The organism is Cellulosimicrobium sp. 72-3, assembly GCF_013127315.1.
GTDB classification, from domain to species: Bacteria; Actinomycetota; Actinomycetes; order Actinomycetales; family Cellulomonadaceae; genus Cellulosimicrobium; species Cellulosimicrobium funkei.
The window spans coordinates 149,401-168,476 of record NZ_CP053419.1; the positions used below are offsets into that span (position 1 = coordinate 149,401).

General features: G+C 74.3%; 22 protein-coding genes. 10 read left to right on the plus strand and 12 right to left on the minus strand.

The genetic code is table 11. From position 1 onward, the window contains the following. Positions 1-25: 25 nt before the first annotated feature. Entirely contained in the window at positions 26-319 is a 294-nt protein-coding gene (locus HKK73_RS19400) for a GIY-YIG nuclease family protein (protein WP_371810572.1), read from the plus strand. Between the two features lie 4 nt (positions 320-323). Further along, positions 324-1,139 carry a hypothetical protein gene (locus HKK73_RS00730; protein WP_171467212.1) on the plus strand — a complete coding sequence of 272 codons (816 nt, stop codon included), beginning with the start codon at positions 324-326 and terminating at the stop codon, positions 1,137-1,139. Between the two features lie 406 nt (positions 1,140-1,545). Here the strand turns inward: HKK73_RS00730 and HKK73_RS00735 are convergent, their stop codons facing one another. Both HKK73_RS00735 and HKK73_RS19005 read right to left on the minus strand, forming a co-directional pair. Further along, positions 1,546-2,301, minus strand: a complete 756-nt coding sequence (locus HKK73_RS00735; protein ID WP_114553698.1) for a trans-aconitate 2-methyltransferase — start codon at positions 2,299-2,301, stop codon at positions 1,546-1,548. 68 nt (positions 2,302-2,369) lie between these two features. Next, positions 2,370-2,885 carry a DUF664 domain-containing protein gene (locus HKK73_RS19005; protein WP_034650952.1) on the minus strand — a complete coding sequence of 172 codons (516 nt, stop codon included), beginning with the start codon at positions 2,883-2,885 and terminating at the stop codon, positions 2,370-2,372. Between the two features lie 232 nt (positions 2,886-3,117). Between HKK73_RS19005 and HKK73_RS00745 the strand changes: the two genes are divergently transcribed. Genes HKK73_RS00745 through HKK73_RS00770 form a run of 6 tightly spaced genes read left to right on the plus strand, consistent with a single transcriptional unit; the run spans position 3,118 to position 9,931 of the window. Next, the gene (locus HKK73_RS00745) at positions 3,118-4,356 is read left to right on the plus strand and encodes a PP2C family protein-serine/threonine phosphatase (protein WP_253705728.1); all 1,239 of its coding nucleotides are present in this window, start codon (positions 3,118-3,120) and stop codon (positions 4,354-4,356) included. Continuing rightward, the gene (locus HKK73_RS00750) at positions 4,353-6,368 is read left to right on the plus strand and encodes a glycosyltransferase family 2 protein (protein WP_171467214.1); all 2,016 of its coding nucleotides are present in this window, start codon (positions 4,353-4,355) and stop codon (positions 6,366-6,368) included. Before HKK73_RS00745 ends, HKK73_RS00750 begins: the two co-directional genes overlap by 4 nt. After that, a complete protein-coding gene (locus tag HKK73_RS00755) occupies positions 6,365-6,700 on the plus strand; it encodes an STAS domain-containing protein (protein WP_051028350.1) in 336 nt (111 codons plus the stop codon). Before HKK73_RS00750 ends, HKK73_RS00755 begins: the two co-directional genes overlap by 4 nt. A 7-nt stretch (positions 6,701-6,707) precedes the next feature. After that, positions 6,708-7,154 (plus strand): ATP-binding protein, encoded by a 447-nt coding sequence (locus HKK73_RS00760; protein WP_051028349.1) that lies wholly within the window; start codon positions 6,708-6,710, stop codon positions 7,152-7,154. A gap of 57 nt (positions 7,155-7,211) precedes the next feature. Beyond that, on the plus strand, positions 7,212-9,068 hold the full coding sequence (locus tag HKK73_RS00765) for a sodium:proton antiporter (protein ID WP_144681287.1): 1,857 nt from the start codon (positions 7,212-7,214) through the stop codon (positions 9,066-9,068). Between the two features lie 47 nt (positions 9,069-9,115). After that, the gene (locus HKK73_RS00770) at positions 9,116-9,931 is read left to right on the plus strand and encodes a MerR family transcriptional regulator (protein WP_171467215.1); all 816 of its coding nucleotides are present in this window, start codon (positions 9,116-9,118) and stop codon (positions 9,929-9,931) included. A gap of 2 nt (positions 9,932-9,933) precedes the next feature. Here HKK73_RS00770 and HKK73_RS00775 read toward each other — a convergent pair whose 3' ends face one another. From HKK73_RS00775 to HKK73_RS19015, 5 genes are all read right to left on the minus strand, one after another. Further along, on the minus strand, positions 9,934-10,104 hold the full coding sequence (locus HKK73_RS00775) for a hypothetical protein (RefSeq protein WP_156186415.1): 171 nt from the start codon (positions 10,102-10,104) through the stop codon (positions 9,934-9,936). Between the two features lie 91 nt (positions 10,105-10,195). Further along, on the minus strand, positions 10,196-11,314 hold the full coding sequence (locus HKK73_RS00780; RefSeq protein WP_051028347.1) for a glycosyltransferase: 1,119 nt from the start codon (positions 11,312-11,314) through the stop codon (positions 10,196-10,198). Positions 11,315-11,478: 164 nt separating this feature from the next. After that, positions 11,479-12,198 (minus strand): anti-sigma factor, encoded by a 720-nt coding sequence (locus HKK73_RS00785; protein ID WP_171467216.1) that lies wholly within the window; start codon positions 12,196-12,198, stop codon positions 11,479-11,481. Continuing rightward, a complete protein-coding gene (locus tag HKK73_RS19010; protein ID WP_269467723.1) occupies positions 12,195-12,701 on the minus strand; it encodes a sigma-70 family RNA polymerase sigma factor in 507 nt (168 codons plus the stop codon). Before HKK73_RS19010 ends, HKK73_RS00785 begins: the two co-directional genes overlap by 4 nt. 20 nt (positions 12,702-12,721) lie before the next feature. Further along, a complete protein-coding gene (locus tag HKK73_RS19015) occupies positions 12,722-13,408 on the minus strand; it encodes a YceI family protein (protein WP_043658578.1) in 687 nt (228 codons plus the stop codon). 246 nt (positions 13,409-13,654) lie between these two features. Between HKK73_RS19015 and HKK73_RS00795 the strand changes: the two genes are divergently transcribed. Further along, a complete protein-coding gene (locus HKK73_RS00795) occupies positions 13,655-14,206 on the plus strand; it encodes a hypothetical protein (protein WP_171467217.1) in 552 nt (183 codons plus the stop codon). Positions 14,207-14,282: 76 nt separating this feature from the next. On the opposite strand, the gene HKK73_RS00800 is transcribed toward HKK73_RS00795, so the two are convergent. The 5 genes from HKK73_RS00800 to HKK73_RS00820 form a co-directional block, all read right to left on the minus strand. Next, on the minus strand, positions 14,283-14,696 hold the full coding sequence (locus HKK73_RS00800) for a VOC family protein (RefSeq protein WP_171467218.1): 414 nt from the start codon (positions 14,694-14,696) through the stop codon (positions 14,283-14,285). Positions 14,697-14,699: 3 nt separating this feature from the next. After that, positions 14,700-15,482 (minus strand): deoxyribonuclease IV, encoded by a 783-nt coding sequence (locus HKK73_RS00805; RefSeq protein ID WP_043658576.1) that lies wholly within the window; start codon positions 15,480-15,482, stop codon positions 14,700-14,702. A gap of 43 nt (positions 15,483-15,525) precedes the next feature. Then, entirely contained in the window at positions 15,526-15,774 is a 249-nt protein-coding gene (locus tag HKK73_RS00810) for a hypothetical protein (RefSeq protein WP_086149518.1), read from the minus strand. A gap of 229 nt (positions 15,775-16,003) precedes the next feature. Continuing rightward, entirely contained in the window at positions 16,004-17,143 is a 1,140-nt protein-coding gene (locus HKK73_RS00815; RefSeq protein WP_171467219.1) for an RDD family protein, read from the minus strand. A 132-nt stretch (positions 17,144-17,275) separates the two neighbouring features. Continuing rightward, on the minus strand, positions 17,276-18,436 hold the full coding sequence (locus HKK73_RS00820) for an MFS transporter (protein WP_171467220.1): 1,161 nt from the start codon (positions 18,434-18,436) through the stop codon (positions 17,276-17,278). Between the two features lie 168 nt (positions 18,437-18,604). Here HKK73_RS00820 and HKK73_RS00825 point away from each other — a divergent pair, with 168 nt between their 5' ends. Continuing rightward, positions 18,605-19,036 carry a MerR family transcriptional regulator gene (locus HKK73_RS00825; RefSeq protein ID WP_021483088.1) on the plus strand — a complete coding sequence of 144 codons (432 nt, stop codon included), beginning with the start codon at positions 18,605-18,607 and terminating at the stop codon, positions 19,034-19,036. Positions 19,037-19,076 lie beyond the last annotated feature (40 nt).

Below are 19,076 nucleotides of genomic sequence, written 5' to 3' on the forward strand. Positions count from 1 at the left end.
GCTGCATGCTCGCTTGCGCTGCATCGTGTTCCGCGCGAGCGGTGTCTATCACATCACAACGAAGGACGGCAAAGAGTACATTGGTCAGGCGAAGAACATGCACAAGCGAATCCACGCCCACTTCAGAAAGCGTGGATCGCTCACAGAGAAGGGATACACTGTCCAGAGTATCGCATCAGTTCGCACGCACAGTATTGGCAACGGGTGCGCGATGGATGCGGTTGAGGACGCGTTGATTCGAATTCGGCACCGCGCCCTCGGCGGATTCTTTAAAAAGAGCAGTCGGCTGTTGAGTAGTCGGTTCCAAATTGCGAGGTGACGCAATGAGATTTCCCGTATTTGAATTTCGTGCTGGTGGCATCCATGGTCCATACCGGACCGCTGAGATCTACGGGCAGCCATCGGGCGAGGACATAAGCGAGCTGAGTCGCGCGGGCGTGGATGGCCTAATAGTCCTCCCCGAACGCCAGTCGCGCGGGCTTCTTGAATTGGGCGCGCTCGAGCGCCTGAAGTTGCGGTTCTTGCAGGTGCAGACGCGCCGACTTATCGGACCACTCCCGGAGGGTCTGCTTCCAAGTCTCGAAGTTCTTTGGTTGGATGGACGCCTCGCGGAACCCGTGGTCTCGTCCGGTATCGAGCGAATCACCTCTCTCTCGATCCCCGCCTCCTCGATCGTCGGCCACCTTTCTGCTCTTCGCCGTATTGAGTTCCTAGGGCTCGAAACGATCGCGACAAGCGGCCGGCTTGACCTGGCGAGAATTCCGAGCCTTCGCCGACTGCGACTCGATTTCAAGAAGTCGGTCGGCGGGGTCGTCCCTGAACTTGACCTGGATGGGAGTGAAGGTATCGAAGAGGTTGACATTGAGGGTGCGGCGGCGGCGTCGTTTGATTGCTTTCGACCGCTCCATGGCTTGCGCCGACTAAGCGTCCAGCCTCCTCGTGCGCAGTGGTCAGAAAGGACTGTCAGTCTGGCGCCCCTTGCCGAGTGCAGGAAGTTGGAGGAGTTGCTCGTTGCCGACTGTGGCCAGATTGTGGATGCGGAGGTTCTAGGGTCGCTACCGGCCCTTCAACGTGTCACCGCCCATCGAGGAGCATTCAGCCCTTGGCCAGGAAAGCAGGAATGGCTCGTTGAGGTCTAGTTCTCAAATGTTCCTGTGCTGTCGAACCGCAGTTCGCGTCACCAGGATCTTTCGCACGTGCTTGAGCCCCTGGGCCCGATCGAGCGCCTGGCGGAGCGTGACGTCAGGCAGGCGCTGACGGGCCGGCTGCAGTGATCTGCGGCAACACGGCAAGGACCGGGAGAACCCGGCGGCAGACACGAGAGGGCGAGTGGCGCGCTGACCTGCACAGACGCGGACTTTGCCGTGAGGAGCGAGATCGTGCATCTGATGCAAAGTGCGCTAGTTCAGTGCCGATGACCTCCCTTATGTCACGCACCGCTGTTCAACGGCTCTCTGAGAATCTCTTCGCATCCCTCACTCGATCAGCCGTAGCAGCTCTCGATCACCACGGCGGGTCGGGCCAGGCTCTCGACGGTATGCGGAACTACTCGCGACCAGCCCCCGAGACCGGCGCACAGACGATCAACCAGGACGTGTAGTGCTCGACGACGCGCCCTCCGAGGTCCGCGACGGCCGCTGCGACCTCGTCGACCTCGTCCCGACTCCAGTCGCTGAACGTGCTGAAGAGCCCGTGAACCTGCTCGGGGTCGAGCTCGATGCTCCAGCGGTACTCACCGATGTCCTCGACGGCGAACAGCCCGGAGGCAGTCAGCCGTGCCGCGGTCTCCCTGACGGCCTCCGGGTTTCCGGCGCGCGGCGGCCTGCTCCGCCGCGCGACGATCCGCGCGACCCGGTCACGGAAGGCGGTCGGCTCCGCCGCGGGGTCACCGAAGACGTGCCGCCAGACGAGGAACCGCCCGGCTGGCACCAGGGCGCGATGGAGCCGGGGCAGGAGCGCGTCGAGGTCCATCCAGTGGATCGAGGTCGCGGCGACCGCCAGGTCGAACGCCGCTCGGCCGAGCTCGGCGTCCTCGGCCCGTGCGACGACCACCTCCGCCGTCGGGTGACGGGCCGCGAGCACGGCGGCCAGCTGCGTGCCTGGTTCGACGGCGACCACGTCGACCCCCGCTGCGAGCAGCGGCCCGGTCGCCTCACCGGTGCCCGCGCCGAGGTCGACCGCTCGCCGACCCGGCGCGACCAGGCCCGTGCGACGCACCCGCTCCCACAGCTCGGCCGGGTACGGCGGACGGGCGGACGCGTAGGCGTCCGCCAGCGCGTCGAAGTGCATCGGGTTCCCCATCGTCCGACCCTACGACCGCAGGTCCTGGCGCCCGGCGGTCGCGCCTCGCTCGTCGATCCCGCGCTGCGTCAGACGCGCCCGGTGCGCTCGAGCACCCCTCGGAGGTAGGCGGCCTGGCCCGCGTGCTCGAGGGCGTCCACCGCGACGCTCACGAGCCGGACGCCCAGCGTCACGGGCGGGTCCCACGCCTCGTCGACGACCCGGTCGAGGTCGTCGGCGGTGAGGGACGCGAGCACGTCGCGGGACTCGACCTGGACCGCGTGGACGTAGCCGAGCAGCAGGTCGTCGCGCGCGCGGACGCGCGCGACGTCGTCGGCCGACTGCCCGTAGCCGGTCGCGCCGTCGTCGAACGGCAGGTCGAACCGGCGGGCCCACCCGTCGCGCGTCCACACCTGGTCCCGCCCGACGGCGCCCGCGACCTGGGCGTCCTGCCCGCGCGCGAGGTGCCACGCGAGCCACGCGATCGTGTTGGCGCCCGGGTCGACGCGCGCGGTGAGCGCGTCCTCGCCGAGGCCGTCGACCGCGCGCGTCGCGGTCGGCCCGATCCTCCCGAACAGGTCCTCCAGCACGGTGATCGCGTCCACGGTCCTCCCTCTCCTCGGGTGCCCGGCGGTTCGTCGCCTCTGGCAGCGTCTCCGGACCGCGGGCCGCTCGCGACCGGAGCGGCCCCACCCCGAGACGCACCGCGGCAGGCACGGGCGAAGGTCCAGGTCCGGGACGTGCGGACCGTCTCCTGCCCCTGCGACGCGCAGCACTCCGTGATAGATGTCGGGAGGTCGCGTCACGACGGAGAGGCACGAGCAGGGGGAAGAGACTTTGACGACGACCGACGCGCTCCAGGACGAACGCACGCGGGTCCTGGCGCTCCAGCGGCTCGGCGTGCTCGACAGCTCGCCCGAGGAACGGTTCGACCGCGTGACGCGGCTCGCGCAGCGCCTGTTCGGCGTCCCGACGGTGAGCATCACGCTCGTGGACGCGGACCGGCAGTGGCGCAAGGCGTTCGTCGGCCTCGACGGCCCGGTCGCGCAGCGCGAGGGCGCGTTCTGCGACGTGACGATCCGTGCGGACCGCACGCTCGTCGTCGAGGACGCGGCGCAGGACGCCACGTTCGCCGACAACCCCTTCGTGGTCGGCGACCCGCACCTGCGGTTCTACGCCGGGCACCCCATCGCGGCGCCGGGCGGCGAGCTGGTCGGCACGCTGTGCGTCATCGACACCCGGCCGCGCCGGTTCGACGACGCCGACCGCTCCCTGCTGCGCGACCTCGCGCTGTGGGTCCAGGGGGAGCTCCAGCACGACGTCGAGCTCGACCGGGCGGGCGCGGTGCAGCGCGGGCTCCTCCCGCGCCGCGCCCCGGAGCTCGAGGGCTACCGGGTGGCCGCGCGCTGCCTGCCGGCCCGCGGCGTCGGGGGCGACTTCTACGACTGGACGACGACGGCCGACGGCGCCGGGTTCGTCGTCGCGGACGTCATGGGCAAGGGCATGCCCGCCGCGATCGTGGCGGCGTCGGCGCGCGCCGCGCTGCGGTCCGCGCTCCGGTCGCCGTCGCTCGCGGCGGGCGTCGAGACGGCCGACGACCTGCTCGCCCCGGACCTGGAGGAGGTCGGCTCGTTCGTCACGGCCTGGTGCGCCACGCTCGAGCGCGACAGCGGCCGGCTCGCGTACGTCGACGCGGGGCACGGCCTCGCGAGCGTGCTGCGGCCCGACGGCGGCATCCACCGCCTGGAGGCGGACGGCCTGCCGCTCGGCGTCGCGCCGGGCACCGCGCGCACCGTCCACCACGTGACCCTCGAACCGGGCGACCGGCTCGTCGTCGTGAGCGACGGGCTCGTCGACCTGCTCGCCGACCTCGGGGTCCCGGGCGGGGACCCGCGGCTCCTGGACCCGGACGTCCCGCTGCCCGTCCCGGAGGGCCCCGCTCTCGCGCGGGCCGCGCGCGACGTCCGCCAGGCCGGGGACGCCGCGGCGACGCTCGACGTGCTGGTCGGGATCGCCGAGGGGCGGTACGTCGGGGACGACCTCACGGTCCTCGTGGTCGAGCGGGTCGCGGCATGAGGGGCTCCGCGCGGCGGCTCGTGCTGATCCGCGTGCTCGTCGTGCTGGCGCTGCTCACGGGCGTCAACTACGTCGCGTGGCGGTGGCTCGACTCCGTGGCGTGGTCGCACTGGTGGATCGCCGTCCCGCTCGTGCTGGCCGAGACGTACAGCCTCGTGGACACCGCCCTCTTCGGCGTGACGATGTGGCGCCTGCGCGAGCGGGGCGAGCCGCCGCCCGCCCCGGAGGGCGTCACGGTCGACGTGTTCGTCACGACGTACGACGAGCCCGAGGAGCTCGTCCTCGCGACCGCCCGCGCGGCGCGGGCCATCCGGTACCCGCACCGCACGTGGATCCTCGACGACGGCGCGCGCGAGAGCATGCGGACCGCCGCCGCGGAGGCGGGCGTCGGGTACCTCACGCGCAGCGCGAGCTGGGCGGGCAAGCCGCGGCACGCGAAGGCCGGCAACCTCAACAACGCGCTGTTCCAGACGGACGGCGAGCTGCTGCTCGTGCTCGACGCCGACCAGGTGCCCGACCCGGCGATCCTCGACCGCACGGTCGGGTACTTCACCGCGGACGAGCGCGTCGCGATCGTCCAGACCCCGCAGTGGTTCGTCAACGTCGACGACGCCGACCCCCTCGGGAGCCAGGCGCCCCTCTTCTACGGGCCGATCCAGCAGGGGAAGGACGGGTGGAACGCCGCGTTCTTCTGCGGCTCCAACGCCGTGCTGCGGCGCGAGGCCCTCATGCAGCTCGGCGTCGTCGGGTACGTGCGGGGCGTGACGGTCGGCGTGCGGCGCGCGCTGCGCACCGCGGGCTCGGTGCTGGCCCGGGCGACGCGCTCGCCGGAGGCGGCCGACCCGGCGGTGCGGACCGCCGTCGAGCGGCTCCGCGCGGAGGCCGACGAGGCCCGCCGCGCTCTCGCGGCGGGGGAGCCCGCCGCCGACGTCACCTACCGGTTCCAGCGCCGCGTCGACGAGGCGTCGCGCAGCGTCGTCGCCGGCCAGGTGGAGGCGCTGCGGGTGGAGCTGGCGGCGGTGGAGCCCGAGCTCGTGGCCGGCGGCCCGCTCCAGGTGGACGAGGAGATCGGCCAGCTCGTCGTCGACGAGGAGGCGCTCGACCGGCTCGCCCGGCGCGACCTCTCGCCGCTCGTGGCCGTCGAGGCGGTGCGCCGCCTCGCGGACGCGGTCGACGTCGGGCGCAGCGACGAGGCGCAGGCCGTCATGCCGATGGCGACGATCTCCGTCACCGAGGACATGGCCACCGCGATGCGGCTGCACGCGCTCGGCTGGCGGTCGGTCTACCACCACGAGGTCCTGGCCCACGGGCTGGCGCCCGAGGACATGCCGACGATGCTCCAGCAGCGCCTGCGCTGGGCGCAGGGCACGGTGCAGGTGATGCTCCGGGAGAACCCGCTCACGCTGCGCGGGCTGCGCGTGGGTCAGCGGCTCATGTACTTCGCGACGATGTGGAGCTACCTCGCGGGCTTCGCCGCCCTCGCGTACCTCGCGGCGCCCATGGTGTACCTGTGCTTCGGCATCCTCCCGGTCCAGGCGTTCGGGACGGACTTCTTCGTGCGCTTCGTGCCGTACTTCGTGCTCAACCAGCTCTTGTTCCTCGTCGTGGCGCGCGGGGTGCGGACCTGGCGGGGGCAGCAGTACTCGCTCGCGCTCTTCCCGGTGTGGATCCGGGCCTGCTGGACGGCGTTCGCGAACGTCGTCCTCGGCCGCCCGCTCGGGTTCGTCGTGACGCCCAAGACGCGGACCGGCGAGCACCGGCCGGCCTGGCGCACGATCTGGCCCCAGCTGACGGCCATGGTGCTGCTCGTGGTCTCGGCCGTCGTCGGCACGGTGCGCCTCGTCGCGTTCGACGCCGACCTCGGCGCGACCCTCGTCACCCTCGCCTGGGTGGCGTACGACCTCGCGGTGCTCGGGGTGCTCGTCCCCGCCGCGCGGTACTCCGGCCCGCGCCCGCCGCGCGAGCCCGTGCCGGAGACGACGATGACCGGACGACGGACGGAGGACCAGTGAAGCTCGACGTGACACCGCTCGAGGAGACGGGGGCGGTGATCGTGCCGCGGGGGCGGCTCACGCTCACCACGGCACCCCAGCTGCGCGACGCGGTCACCGACCTCGTCGAGGCGGGCCGGACCCGGCTCGTCGTCGACCTCGGGAGCCTCGAGTTCGTCGACTCCTCGGGCCTCGGCGCCCTCGTCGGCGGGCTGCGCACGACGCGCGCCGCCGGCGGAGACCTGCGGCTCGCGAACGCCGCGCCCTCCGTGGCGACGGTCCTGCGCCTCACGAACCTCGACCGCGTGCTGCGCGTGCACGACGACGCGGCGAGCGCGTTCGCCGACGGGTGACCCCCGCGTGACCCCGCCGGACGACGCCCCGCTCGTCGTGCTGAGCGCGACCGCGTCCCCGCCGTGGCTCGACGCCCTCCCGGACGCGTTCGCCGCGCTCTGGGGCCAGGCGCCGTGGGTGCCCACCGACGACCGGCTCGCCGTCGAGCTCGCCACGACGGAGATCGCCGCGAACATCGTGCGGCACTCGCCCGCACCCGAGACGGTCGAGGTCCGGGCCGAGCTCGACGCCGGGGCGGGACGCGTCGTCGTCGTGCTGCGCGACACCGCACCCGCCGCCGACGTCGACCTCGACCGCACGATGCCGCCCCCCGAGGCCGAGTCCGGGCGGGGGCTCGCGCTCGCGCGGGCGTGCGTCGACCGGCTCGAGCACCGCTGGGTCGCGGGGACCTCGGGCAACGAGTGGCGCCTCGAACGCCGCGTGCGCACCGCCGGAGACGGCCCCGGCGGCTAGCGTGGGGGCGTCCCGCGCGCGCCGACCCGGGCGCGGCGCCGGTAGCCGGAGGTGCAGATGGAGTTCCCGTTCAGCCTGACCGAGGAGCAGATCCTCTCCCTCATCGTCGTCGGGACGCTCGCGGTCGTCGCGATCGTCGGGGTCAACGCCCTGGCGCCGAAGGCGGGCGTGGCCGCGCCCCTCGTGCTCGTCGCGGTCGGCGTCGTCGTGAGCTTCGTGCCCGCCGTCCCCGAGATCGAGTTCGAGCCCGAGTGGATCCTCGCCGGGATCCTGCCGCCGCTGCTGTACTCGGCGGCCGTCGGCCTGCCCACCATGGACTTCCGGCGGGACTTCACCGCGATCAGCGGGCTCTCCGTCGTCCTCGTCCTGCTCAGCACCGCGCTCCTCGGCTACCTCTTCACGTGGCTCATCCCCGGCATCCCGCTCGCGGCGGGCTTCGCGCTCGGCGCCATCGTCAGCCCGACCGACGCCGTCGCGACGTCCATCGTCAAACGGCTCGGCGCGTCACCCCGCGTCGTCACGCTGCTCGAGGGCGAGAGCCTGCTCAACGACGCGTCCGCCCTCGTGCTCCTGCGCTCCGCCATCGCCGGGATCGGGATCGCCGTCGCGACCGGGGAGTCCGCCACCCGCGTGTCGCTGTGGTCGGTCGCGGGCGACTTCGTGTTCGCCGTCGTCGTCGCCGTGCTCGTCGGGTTCCTCGTCGGGTTCCTCGGCCTCTTCGTCCGGCGCCGCCTCGCCAACCCCGCGCTGAGCACCGCGGTGTCCTTCGTCGTGCCGTTCCTCGCCTACCTGCCGTCGGAGGAGCTCGGCGCGTCGGGCCTCGTCGCCGTCGTCACCGCGGGCCTCGTCACCGGCAACGGCGCCGCGAAGTACCTGCGGCCCCAGCACCGGCTCGCCGAGGAGTCGAACTGGCGGACCGTCGAGCTCCTGCTCGAGGGCACCGTCTTCCTCCTCATGGGGCTCGAGCTGTTCGCGCTCGTCACCGACGTGCAGGAGGCCCACGGCAGCCTGTGGCGCGCGGTCGGCATCGCTGCGCTCGCGGCCGTCGTCATCCTCGTCGTGCGCTCCGCGTACGTCGCGACGCTCCTGCGGTCGCTCGCGCGACGCGCGCGGCGGGGAGAGTCGATGCGCGACGTGATCGAGGGCATGCAGGAGAAGCTCGACGCGCGGTTCGGGCCGGCGGAGGCACCGCTCGCCACGGTCGAGCCCTCGGGACGGCACCGCGAGGTCGCGCGCACGGGCGGCCCGAAGGAGGTGCCGCAGGCCCGCCTCGGACGCATCCGCACGTCGCTGCGTCGTCGTGCGGCCGACATCGACTACCTGACGGCCGAGCGGCTCGGGTGGCGCGAGGGCACGCTCCTCGTGTGGGCGGGCATGCGGGGCGTCGTGACGCTCGCCGCGGCGCAGACCCTCCCGCTCGACACCCCCCAGCGCTCGTTCCTCGTGCTCGTCGCGTTCGGGGTCGCGGCCGGGACGCTCGTCGTGCAAGGCGGCACGCTCCCGTGGGTCGTGCGCCGGCTCGGTCTCTCGGGCGGCTCCACGCGCGCCGACGAGGACCGCGGCGCCGTGCGCGCCGAGCTCGACGGCGCGGCCGTGGCCGTGATCGACGCGCCCGACCTCCGCCGCGCCGACGGCACCACCTACGACGGTGCCGTCGTCGCCCGCGTGCGCCGCGACGTCGTGCGCGAGCTCGAGAACCGCGACACCGACGCCGCGACGTCGGCCGACCTGTTCGCGCAGTACAAGGAGCTGCGGCTCCGGGCGATCGCCGCGCAGCGCGTCGCGCTGCTCGACGCGCGCACGTCCGGCGCGTACAGCTCGCAGGCGCTGCGGCACGCGCTCGACCTGCTGGACGCCGAGCAGATCGACCTCGAGCTCCGCCGCGGGCCCTACGTGCCCGGCGACGACGACTGAGCCGACCCCTTGCGGCTGCCCCAGGGGAAGGCCCTAGCGTCGCGGGCATGGACGAGTACACGACGGGTCAGGTGGCGCGCGCGACGGGGCTGAGCGAGAAGGCCGTCCGGATGTACGTCGACCGCGGGCTCCTCGACGCGCGCCGCACCTCCGCGGACGGCCCACGGCTGCTCGACGGCGGCCAGGTGGAGCGCGCCCGCCTCGTCCGGCTCCTGCGGGGCGTCGGGCTGTCGCTCGCCGAGGTGGGCGACGTGCTCGCCGCCCCCGACCCGGTCCCCGCGTTCGACGCCGTGTGGAGCGACCGCCGCTCGGCGCTCGCGGCGTCGCTGACGGCGGCGGAGTACGTCCGGTCCGCGCTCGTCGGCGCGCCACGGCTGGACGTCGTGGTGCACCGACGGCACGTGCCGGAGCGGCTCGTGCTCGGGACGGAGCGCCGCGCGACGCTCGCCGAGCTGCCGTCCGTGCTGCCCGAGGCGACCGGAGCGGTCTTCGCCGTGCTGCGCGCCGCCGACGTGCCCCTCGCCGGCCACCCCTACGTCGAGCTCCACGAGCGCGCGACCGAGGGGTACGCCGCCCGCCTCACGCTCCGGGTTCCCGTCCCCGCGCCCGTGCGGCCGCCGTCGGGCTTCGCCCTCACGACGGACGACGCGCACGAGGAGGCGTACGTCGCGCTCACGGCCGCGGAGGCCCGCGACCAGGAACGTCTGGTCCTCGTGCACGACTACCTGGCGTCCGGGCGGGCGCTCGCGGGCGGTGTGCCCGCGGGGGACGACCGGGAGGTCTACCTGCCGACCTGGGAAGCAGGCGGTCCCGGCCCGGTGATGGAGGTCGCCGTGCCGGTCGCGCCCGCCCCCTGTCCCTGAGGTCAGGCCTGCTCAGCGCGGCGGGCGGCGGCCCGACGGCGCAGGACGCGCGCCGTCGTGACGAGCGCGAGGCCGGCGACGAGGAGCGTCCAGGCCGCGACGACGTGGAACGCGGTCGCGACTCCGGTGACGGCGAGGACGGGGGCGGTCTGGGCGAGGGTCGAGTTGTACATGGCTGCTGTCCTTCCGGGACGGGTGAGGGCATGCCGAGGACGTCCCGGTCGCGTGCGCGACGGGGCGGGTCGGCGAGGGGAGGGGTGAGGGTCAGGCGGTGGCGGCGACGTGGTTCCACGTCGTCTGGCGCCGCGTGACGAACAGCGCTGCGGCGTGCAGGAACGCGCGCTGCAGGGCGAGGTCGTAGAGGAGCTCCGGCAGCACGAGCGCGGCCAGCAGCCGTGCGCGCCGCCCGGCACCCCAGACGGTGACGAGGCGCTCCGCGACGAAGACGAGCCCGACAGCCGCCCACAGCGGGGACAGCGTGAAGGTCCCCGTCACGAGGGTGACGACCGTGAGGAGCAGGTAGGCCGCCATCATGAGCGTGCCGACGGCGAGCATCACCTGCTGGCCGACGTAGCGCCACGTCGTGCGCGTGAGCCCGTACTCGGCGAGGTTGTCGAGCATCCCCTTGTACCAGCGGACGCGCTGCCGGTGGAGGTCGCCGGCCGTCGGCATGAGCTCGGTCGTGCAGCTCATCGTGACGGGGGAGCGCAGCTCGTGGCCGAGCGTGCGCAGCGCGAGGGTGAGCTCGGAGTCCTCGGTGATCGCGTGCCGGTCGTACACGTCGCCGCGCTCGCCGGGGAGGACCGAGCCGCGGGCGTCGGCGACCTCCTGGAGCGCGGTGCGGCGCACGAGCGCGGCGGTCCCGGTGAGCACGGCCGTGCGGCCGGTGAGGTCCACCTGCACGCCGTAGCGCGTGTACTCGTTGGCCTGGCAGTGCTGCAGGTAGCCCTGCGGCGGCCGACCGCGGAACACGCCGCCGACCGCGGCGACCTCGGGCGCCGAGGCGAGGACGGCGAGCCCTTCCTCGACGAACGTGGGGGCGATCGTCGTGTCCGCGTCGAGGACCATGACGACGTCCTCCGTCGTGGTCGCGATCGCCTGGTTGAGCGCGCCAGCCTTGCGGGCCGTGTTGCCCACGGTCTCCATGACGTCCGCGCCGGCGGCGCGGGCGACCGCGACGGTCGCGTCCGTGCTGTTGTCCGAGACGACGAGCACCCGGTCGGGGCGGCGCGTCTGGGCCGCGAGCGAGGCGACGGTGGCGGGGAGCGCCTGCTCCTCGTCGTGGGCGGGGATGACGACGACGACGCGCACGGCGGGCCCGTCCGCGGGACGGGCGGCCGCCTCGGCGCGGTGGCGGGGGGTGTGCGGGGCAGTGGTGTTCACCGGAGGCTCCAGGTCGACGAGTGCTGTCGACAAGGAGCCTCCGGCGGTCGCCTCAGCGTTCCCGCGGGGGCGGCGCGGGGGTCCGCGAGGTCTGGCTCAGCGTTGCGGAAGCCCGGTGGTGTGGTTCGACCCGAGGATTTCCTGAGGGTCCGGCCGCGCCGGGCTCAGACGTCGGCGGCCGCGAGCGCGCCGTCCACCCCCACGACCCCGAGCTCGAGGCGCGCGATCCCGTCCACCGGCACCGCCGACGACGCACCCAGGCCCGACGAGCTCCCCGCCTCCGTCGAGGACCACGTAGCCACGACCGAGCGCGTGCCGTCGTCGTCCACGAGCACGAGCTCGTACGTCGCGCCGTCCTCCCAGACCCCGGCCGGGTACGAGCACGACCAGTCGAGGCGCGTGCCCCACGAGGCCGGCGTGAGCGTGAGCTCGGCGCGCACGTCCGCGCCGCCGACCGGCTCGAGCGCGACCTGGGTCGTGCCGGTCGTCGCGGGGGGCGGGACGTCGTCGGGCCGCGTCACCGCCGCGCCGCCCGCGGCGCCCGCGACGACCAGGCCCACCGCCGCCACGGACAGGAGCGACCGCCGTCGGGTGCGGCGCCGCCGGGCGCTCGCGGCCACCACCGCGAGGGGCACGACGGCGCCCCCCGCTCCGCCGGACGCCTCGGCCGGGACGTCGGCGCGCGCGTCGTCGACGAGCGCGTCCGCGTGCTCGGCCGTGAGCATGCCGAGGATGCCCGGCATGCCCGCGAGCTCCGCGACGGCCTCGCGGCACGCCGCGCACGTCGCGAGGTGCTGCTCGAACGCGCGCCGGTCGCGCGGGCTGAGCGCGCCCAGCACGTAGGCGGCGTCCCACTCGCGGTACGGGTCCGGCGTGGCGGTCATGACGAGACTCCCTTCTCCTGCAGCGCGAGCCTCAGCGCGCGGAGCGCGTAGTGCATGCGGGACTTCACCGTCCCGGGCGGGACGCCGTGCGCCGACGCCATCTCGGCCACGGAGCGCCCGTGGTAGTACGCGTCGACGACGACCGCCCGGTGCTCGGGCGAGAGCGAGACCAGCGCGTCCGCGACGAGCCACGCGTCGAGCACGGCCTGGGTCGCGTCGGCCTCGCCGCGGTCGGGCACGTCGGCGCTCGCGAGCTCGCGGCGGTGGTGGGCGCTGCGCAGCTCGTCGACGACGAGGTTGCGCGCCACCGTGAAGAGCCACGCGCGCACCGAGCCCTCCGGTCGCTCCAGCACCTCGGGGTGGCGCCACGCGCGCAGCAGCGTCTCCTGCACCACGTCCTGCGCCTGCGCCGGGTCGTCGGTGAGGCGCGCGACGTAGCGCTCCAGCGCCGGCCCGTGCGCGGCGTGGACCGCCCGCAGCAGGTCGTCGGCGTCGGCGCGCACGCGCGGCACCTCCCCGTCGGTCACGACCCGGCCGACCGCACGAGGTCGAGGCCGAACTCGACGCTGCCCGCGTCGTCGACCGTGACGAACCCGAGGCTCGGCGCCTCCACGTCGAAGTCGGAGAACGTGATCGGCACGCTCCCGACGACCTGGACGCCGTCGGTGGTCGGGCCGACCTGCGCCTCGACCGTGACGGCCTGCGTCACGCCGTGGATCGTCAGGTCGCCCGCGAGCTCGACGTCGCCCGACCCGGTCGGCAGGTCCACGGGGCTCGTCAGCTCGAACGTCGCGGTCGGGTACGTCCCGACCTCGAGCGCGTCGCCCCGGAAGTACGCGTCGCGCGGCGGCTCGTCGGTCGCGACGCTCGCCATGTCGACCTCGATCGTCGCCGCGGTGAGCGCGCCGTCCGCGACGGTGAACGACCCCGTGACCTCGTCGGTCCGGCCGGTCACCGTGACGTCCTCGCCCTGCAGCACCTCGTGCACGCGGTACCCCGCGTACGAGCCGTCCCCGACCGTCCACGCACCGGCCAGGTCCGCCGGGTCGAGCGTGGCGCCGTCGCCCGACGACGCGTCGAGCGTCGGCTCCTCGGCCGCCGCGCGGTTGGACCAGTCCGCGTACAGGCCCGGGCCGAACGCGACGGCCGCACCGCCGAGCACCACGACACCGACCCCGACCCCCACGAGCACCTTCGTCCTCCTGCGCACGTCTGCCCCTTCCGATCATCCTCTGCGACTCCGTCACCTGGGAGACGAGGCAGCGTCCTGATCGGTTCACCCGGGCCGTCGACGGTGCGCGGCCGGGCGGTGGGCCCGACGGTCGGACGGGCCGTCGGACGGGCGTGCGGTGTGCGGGCCGACGCGCGGGCGGGCCGGTGAACCTCGCGGCGCGCCGCGCCGTCGTGAGAGTAGGGGCCGTGCTCGCGACCCCGACCGTCCTTCCGAGGAGTCGACATGCGACGCACCCTGACCACCGGTGTCCCGGCCGCCACCACCTGGGCCGTCACCGCCCTGCTCGCCGCCACCCTCGCCGGGTGCTCCGGCGGGGGAGGCGGCCTGTACGGGGGCGGTGGCTCCAGCCCGTCGGAATCGACCTCCGACGGCTCGACGGGCGGCGGCTCGTCGGACGTCGCGCTCGGCACGGCGGACTCCTCGCTCGGGACCGTCGTGGTCGACGGCCAGGGCATGACCGTCTACTACTACGACAAGGACACGAAGGGCTCGGGCACGAGCGCGTGCGAGGGCGAGTGTGCCGCCGCGTGGCCCGCCGTCCACGCGGCGAGCGCGGACCCCGAGGTCGACGGCGTGACGGGCGAGGTCGGCACCATCACCGGGGTCGACGGCGAGCTCCAGGTCACCGTCGACGGCCGCCCGGTCTACACGTACGCGGCCGACACCGGCCCCGGCGACGTCACGGGCCAGGGCGTGAACGGCGTCTGGCACGTCGTGGCTCCCGACGGGACCGAGGTCATGGACGCGGCTCCCGCCGCCGGGTCGGGCTACTGACCGGTGCGCCGACCGGTCGCGCGCGGGCTGGTCCTGCGGGAACCGGCCTCGCGCCGGGCAGCCCTGCACCGGCCGCTCACGGGTGGTCGAGCGGCGGCGAGCTCAGGCAGAACGGGTGGCCCTCCGGGTCCGCGTAGACGCGGAACAGGTCGTCGGGGTGGCCCTCGTCCTCCGGCGTGCCCGTGAGCGGGCGCGCGCCGCACGCGAGCGCGTGCTCGTGCGCCGCGTCGAGGTCGGGGACGTCGAGGTCGATGTGCACGCGCGCCCCGCCGGGCCAGGGTCGTACCTCGGCGTCGGACCGCTGGAACGCGAGGCGCGACGCGCCGCCCGGGACCTGGAGCGAGAGCCAGTCGTCGCCCGCCGGGTCGGCGACCTCGTGGCCCGGCGTGTACGCCCAGCCGGTCAGGCGCCGGTAGAACTCCGCGAGCGCGCGCGGGTCGCGTGCGTCGACGGTGACGTTGCGGAGCCGCAGCGGGCGGGGGTCTCCCACGGCTCAGCCGACCTGCTCGCGCAGCCACGCGACGTCGGCCGGGACGTCGGCGTGCGTCTCGCAGACGACCGACGTGCCCGCCGCGCGCACGACCCCGAGCAGGAGCTCCGGGTCGATCGTCCCGGCCGTGAGGCCGGCGTGGCGGTCGGCGCCGGAGCCCGCGGTGTCGCGGCTGTTGTTGAGGTGCACGAGGTCGACGCGGCCGGTGATCGCGCGCACGTCGTCGACCGCCGTCGTGAGGTCGATGCCGCCCGCCCACGCGTGGCACGTGTCGAGGCAGAACCCGACGTTCTCGGCGCCGTCGGCCTGCTGCACGGCCGCCCACAGGCCCTCGATCCGGTCGAGTCGGCGAGCCATCGAGAAGTCGCCCCCGGCGGTGTTCTCGATGTACACGGTGACGTCCGTCTGGAGCGCGTCGATCGCCTTGCGCCAGTTGTCGAAGCCCATCGCCGGGTCCTCCTTCGCGGTGACGTGCCCGCCGTGGACCACGACGCCCGTCGCGCCGACCGCCGCCGCGCCGTCCACGATCTGCTGGAGCAGCTTGCGGCTCGGGATGCGGATGCGGTTGTTGGGGCTCGCGACGTTGATGACGTACGGCGCGTGCACGACGAGCTCGAGGTCCGCCGCCGCGGCGGCGTCCTTCAGGGCCTCCGCGCCACCCGGGAACGTGAACTCCGGACCCTTCCACGACTGGGGGTCGCCGAGGAAGATCTGGGCGACGTCCGCGCCGATGCTCGCTGCCTGCGCGATGACGTCCGACTGGTCGAGGTGGGCTCCGATCCGCATGGGGACCAACCTACGCGGCGCCGCCCACGCGCGCGGCCGCTCGTCACCAGCCGGTCGAGCTCCTCCGGATGACGTCACGGCGCAGGTCGAGCAGTGCCGCGCGGGCGCGCCGACGGCGGTCGGTCGGGTCGACCGTGAGCTCGTCGCCGGGGTTCGCCCGACGCCGCGGCTCGCCGTGGACGTTGAGGTCGGGCGCGGCGCCGTGGTCGGCCGCGCGGTGCGCCGTCGTGGTCGTCGGGCCGGCCGACGTCGGGGCGGACGGTGCGGAGAAGAGCGGGCGGTTGTCCGGCACGGGAGCCTCCTCGGGGACTCCGTCGCGCGGGGCGGCGGAGGGTCGGGACGATGCTGGTGCGCCGGGCTCGCCGCCCGGCGCCCCCTCATCGTGCGACCGCGACGTTTCCCCCGGTCGTCCTCAACGTTTCGGCCATGTTGCGGTCCCACCCGGCCGCCGAGCACGGGGTTCCCGACCGCCCGAGACCGATCCCGGTCGCCGACCCCGTGCTCGACGGCGGCCGGTCAGGTCAGGCGGGGCCGCGGGCTCCGCACGTGGCGATCGTCTGCGAGCCTTCCTCGCCGTCGACAACCACCGAGGCCTCCCAGCGCCAGGCCTCCGGCAGGAGATCGACCGTCCCCGCCGGGACGTGGACCGTGCCGAGACCGGAGCCCGGCGTCGTGGGCTCGACCGACTCCCACTCTGGCCCGCCGTCCGGCGTCTGCTCCACGCGGAAGGACGACCGGTACTCGCCCAGCTCGTCGCCCTGCCATGTCGTGAGGCGCAGGACGAGCGCGCCGTCCAGCGGCCCGTCGAGCGCCACCCCCGGGGCGACGTCGACGGTGAACGCCGCCTCGAGGCCCGCCTCCTCGCCGGCCCACGCGGGGAGCGGGTCCGTGCGGGCCACGCCCCAGCGGGTCACGGTGCCCGGGACCGACCAGCCGGAGACGTCGACGTCGCCGACCGTCAGCGGGGAGTCGGCCGCCACCTCGGGCGTGCACGACTGCATCTCCGGGTCGCCGGTGGTGGACGTGGCGGGGCCGAGCATGAAGAGGGCGCTGCCCCCAGCGAGGACCGTCGCCGCGCCGGTCACGACGCGCGACGGCGTCGGGCCGCCGAGGCCGGTGTCCGGGCCGAGGAACGGGACGGGCGGCCGGACGCGCCGGAGCACGACGGTGCTGCACAGCGAGTCGGCGAACGTGCGGCGCTGCGCGTTCCACAGGGGGCGGAGGAAGCCGATGTAGAGCAGCGCGTCGAGGATGTGCGCCACGCTCCGCAGGACGGTGCGCACGAGACCCGCGGGGCGACCCGTGGTGTCGTGCACGACGACGATCCCCACCGTCCGCTTGCCGGGGGTCGCGCCCGTCCAGGCCTGAAGGGCGAGGAGCGCGGCCGCGGTGCCGAAGGCCCACCAGCCCCCGCCGGGCACCGGTGCCTCCGTGCTCACGCCGAAGCTGATCGTCGGGATCCAGGCGACCTCGTAGGCCGGCCCGACGGCGAGGAACAGCACCGTCGCGGCGATCGCGGTGTCGAGCAGCGACGCGACGACCCGGCGCGACCAGCTCGCGTAGGGGCCGTGCGCGGGTTCGAGCTCCGGCAGCGTGTCGTCGAGGTCTCCGGCTCCGACGGCGTGCGTCGGCCCCCTGCCGGTCGGGGCGTCGATGGCCACGCGCGCATCCTGGCACAGCGCGCCCCCGCTGACCACACCCTCCCGCCGAGCACGACGTTCCCGGCGTTCTCGTGCCGGGAACGCCGGGAACCTCCTGCTCGACGCGGAGCGACCTCGTGCTCGGCGGCCGTCTCAGCGGAAGGAGTGCCGCCGACCCAGGGCGACGGTCGCGAGCACCGGGACCATGAGCGCGAGAGAGACCCACGGGAGGCCGCCCGGTCCCGCGGCGGCGAGCGCCGCGCCCCCGACGGCACCGCCGAGCGCGACGGACGTGTTCCACACGGTGACGAGCGCGGACTGCGCGACGTCGGCGCCGTCGCCCGCGGCCCGGGCGGCGGCGGTCGTGTAGAGCGTCCCGGCGCCGCCGAACGCGGCACCCCAGGCGGCGACGGCGAGCACGACGACGACGGTCGACGTCGGGGCGAGGCCGAGCACGAGCATCGCGAGGGCGAAGACGACGACCGACCCGAGGGTGAGGGCGCGCAGGCGGTGGTCGATCAGCGCCCCGACGAGCACGAGCGCCCCGGCGGACGCGGCGCCGAGGACGAGGAGCAGCGCGCTGGTGCGCGAGCCCTGGCCGAGGTGCGCGAGGTGGACCGCGACGTACGTGTACAGGGACGTGTTGGCGAGCACGTTGAGCCCGGCGACGAGCAGCACCGGCCGCAGGCCGGGGCGGGGGAGGACGGCGCGGATCGCGAGCTGCGCGCCGCGCGGGGTGCCCGCCGCGCCGGGGACGCCGAGCCGGATCCAGGCGAGCAGCGCGACCCCGACGACGGAGAGGACGCCGAACGTCCAGCGCCACCCGACGGCAGCGCCCAGCACGGCCCCGGCGGGGACGCCGAGCGTCAGGGCGAGCGGGCCGCCTGCCATGGCGATCGTCATCGCGCGGCCGACGCGGGCAGCGGGCACGATCCGGCGCACGTACCCGGGCAGGAGCGCCCACGTCAGCCCGGCGACGAGCCCCGCGGCGAAGCGCGCGACGAGCGTCAGCGCGAACGACGACGACACCGCGGTGACGGTGTTCGCGACGACGAACCCCGCGACCGCCACGAGGAGCAGCGTGCGGCGGTCCCACCGCGCGGTGGCGCGCGTGAGCGGGATCGCGGCGACGATCGCCCCGACGGCGAACGCGGTGACGGTCTGCCCGGCCGCGCCGGCCCCGACGCCGAGGTCGGCGGCCATGGCGGGCAGCACGCCCGCGGGGAGGATCTCGGTGAGGAGCGTGAGGAACCCCGACGCCGCGAGCGCGAGGAGCGCGGCGACGGGCAGGCGGCCGAGGGTCATCGGGGTCATCGGGGTCATCGGGGTCATCGGGGTCGCCGGGGTGTCGGCCGAGGCGGGGCCCGGGACGGCGGCGGCCGTGGGACCGGTAGTGGGTGTGCTCGTCGTGGACATGGGGTTAGCATCGATGTCTGACATTGATGTTAAGGTCAAGCGACACGACCCGGTGAGGAGGATCACGTGCGGATCGGCGAGCTGTCCCGGCGCACCGGGACCCCGACGCGACTCCTGCGGTACTACGAGGAGCAGGGCCTGTTCACGCCCGAGCGGGCCGAGAACGGCTACCGCGAGTACGGCGAGCACCTCGTCGACCGCGTGCTCCAGATCCGCGGGCTCCTCGAGGTGGGGTTCACGACGAAGATCATCAAGGAGTTCCTGCCGTGCCTCGGCAACGCGCCGGAGATCCACCTGCACAACGCGTACCCGGACAAGATCGCGCTCCTCGAGACCGAGCTCGCGCGCCTGGAGGACCGCATCCGCATCCTCGAGAAGAACCGCGAGGCGATCGCCGACTACCTCGACCGCATCCGCCCGTTCGCCCAGCGCCCGGAGGACCGCGTCGCCGGGAGCGCCTCGTCGAGCACGACGTTGCTGTCGTCGTCCGCCGGATAACGACGGCAACGTCGTGCTCGGCGGGGGATGGGCAGGGGCG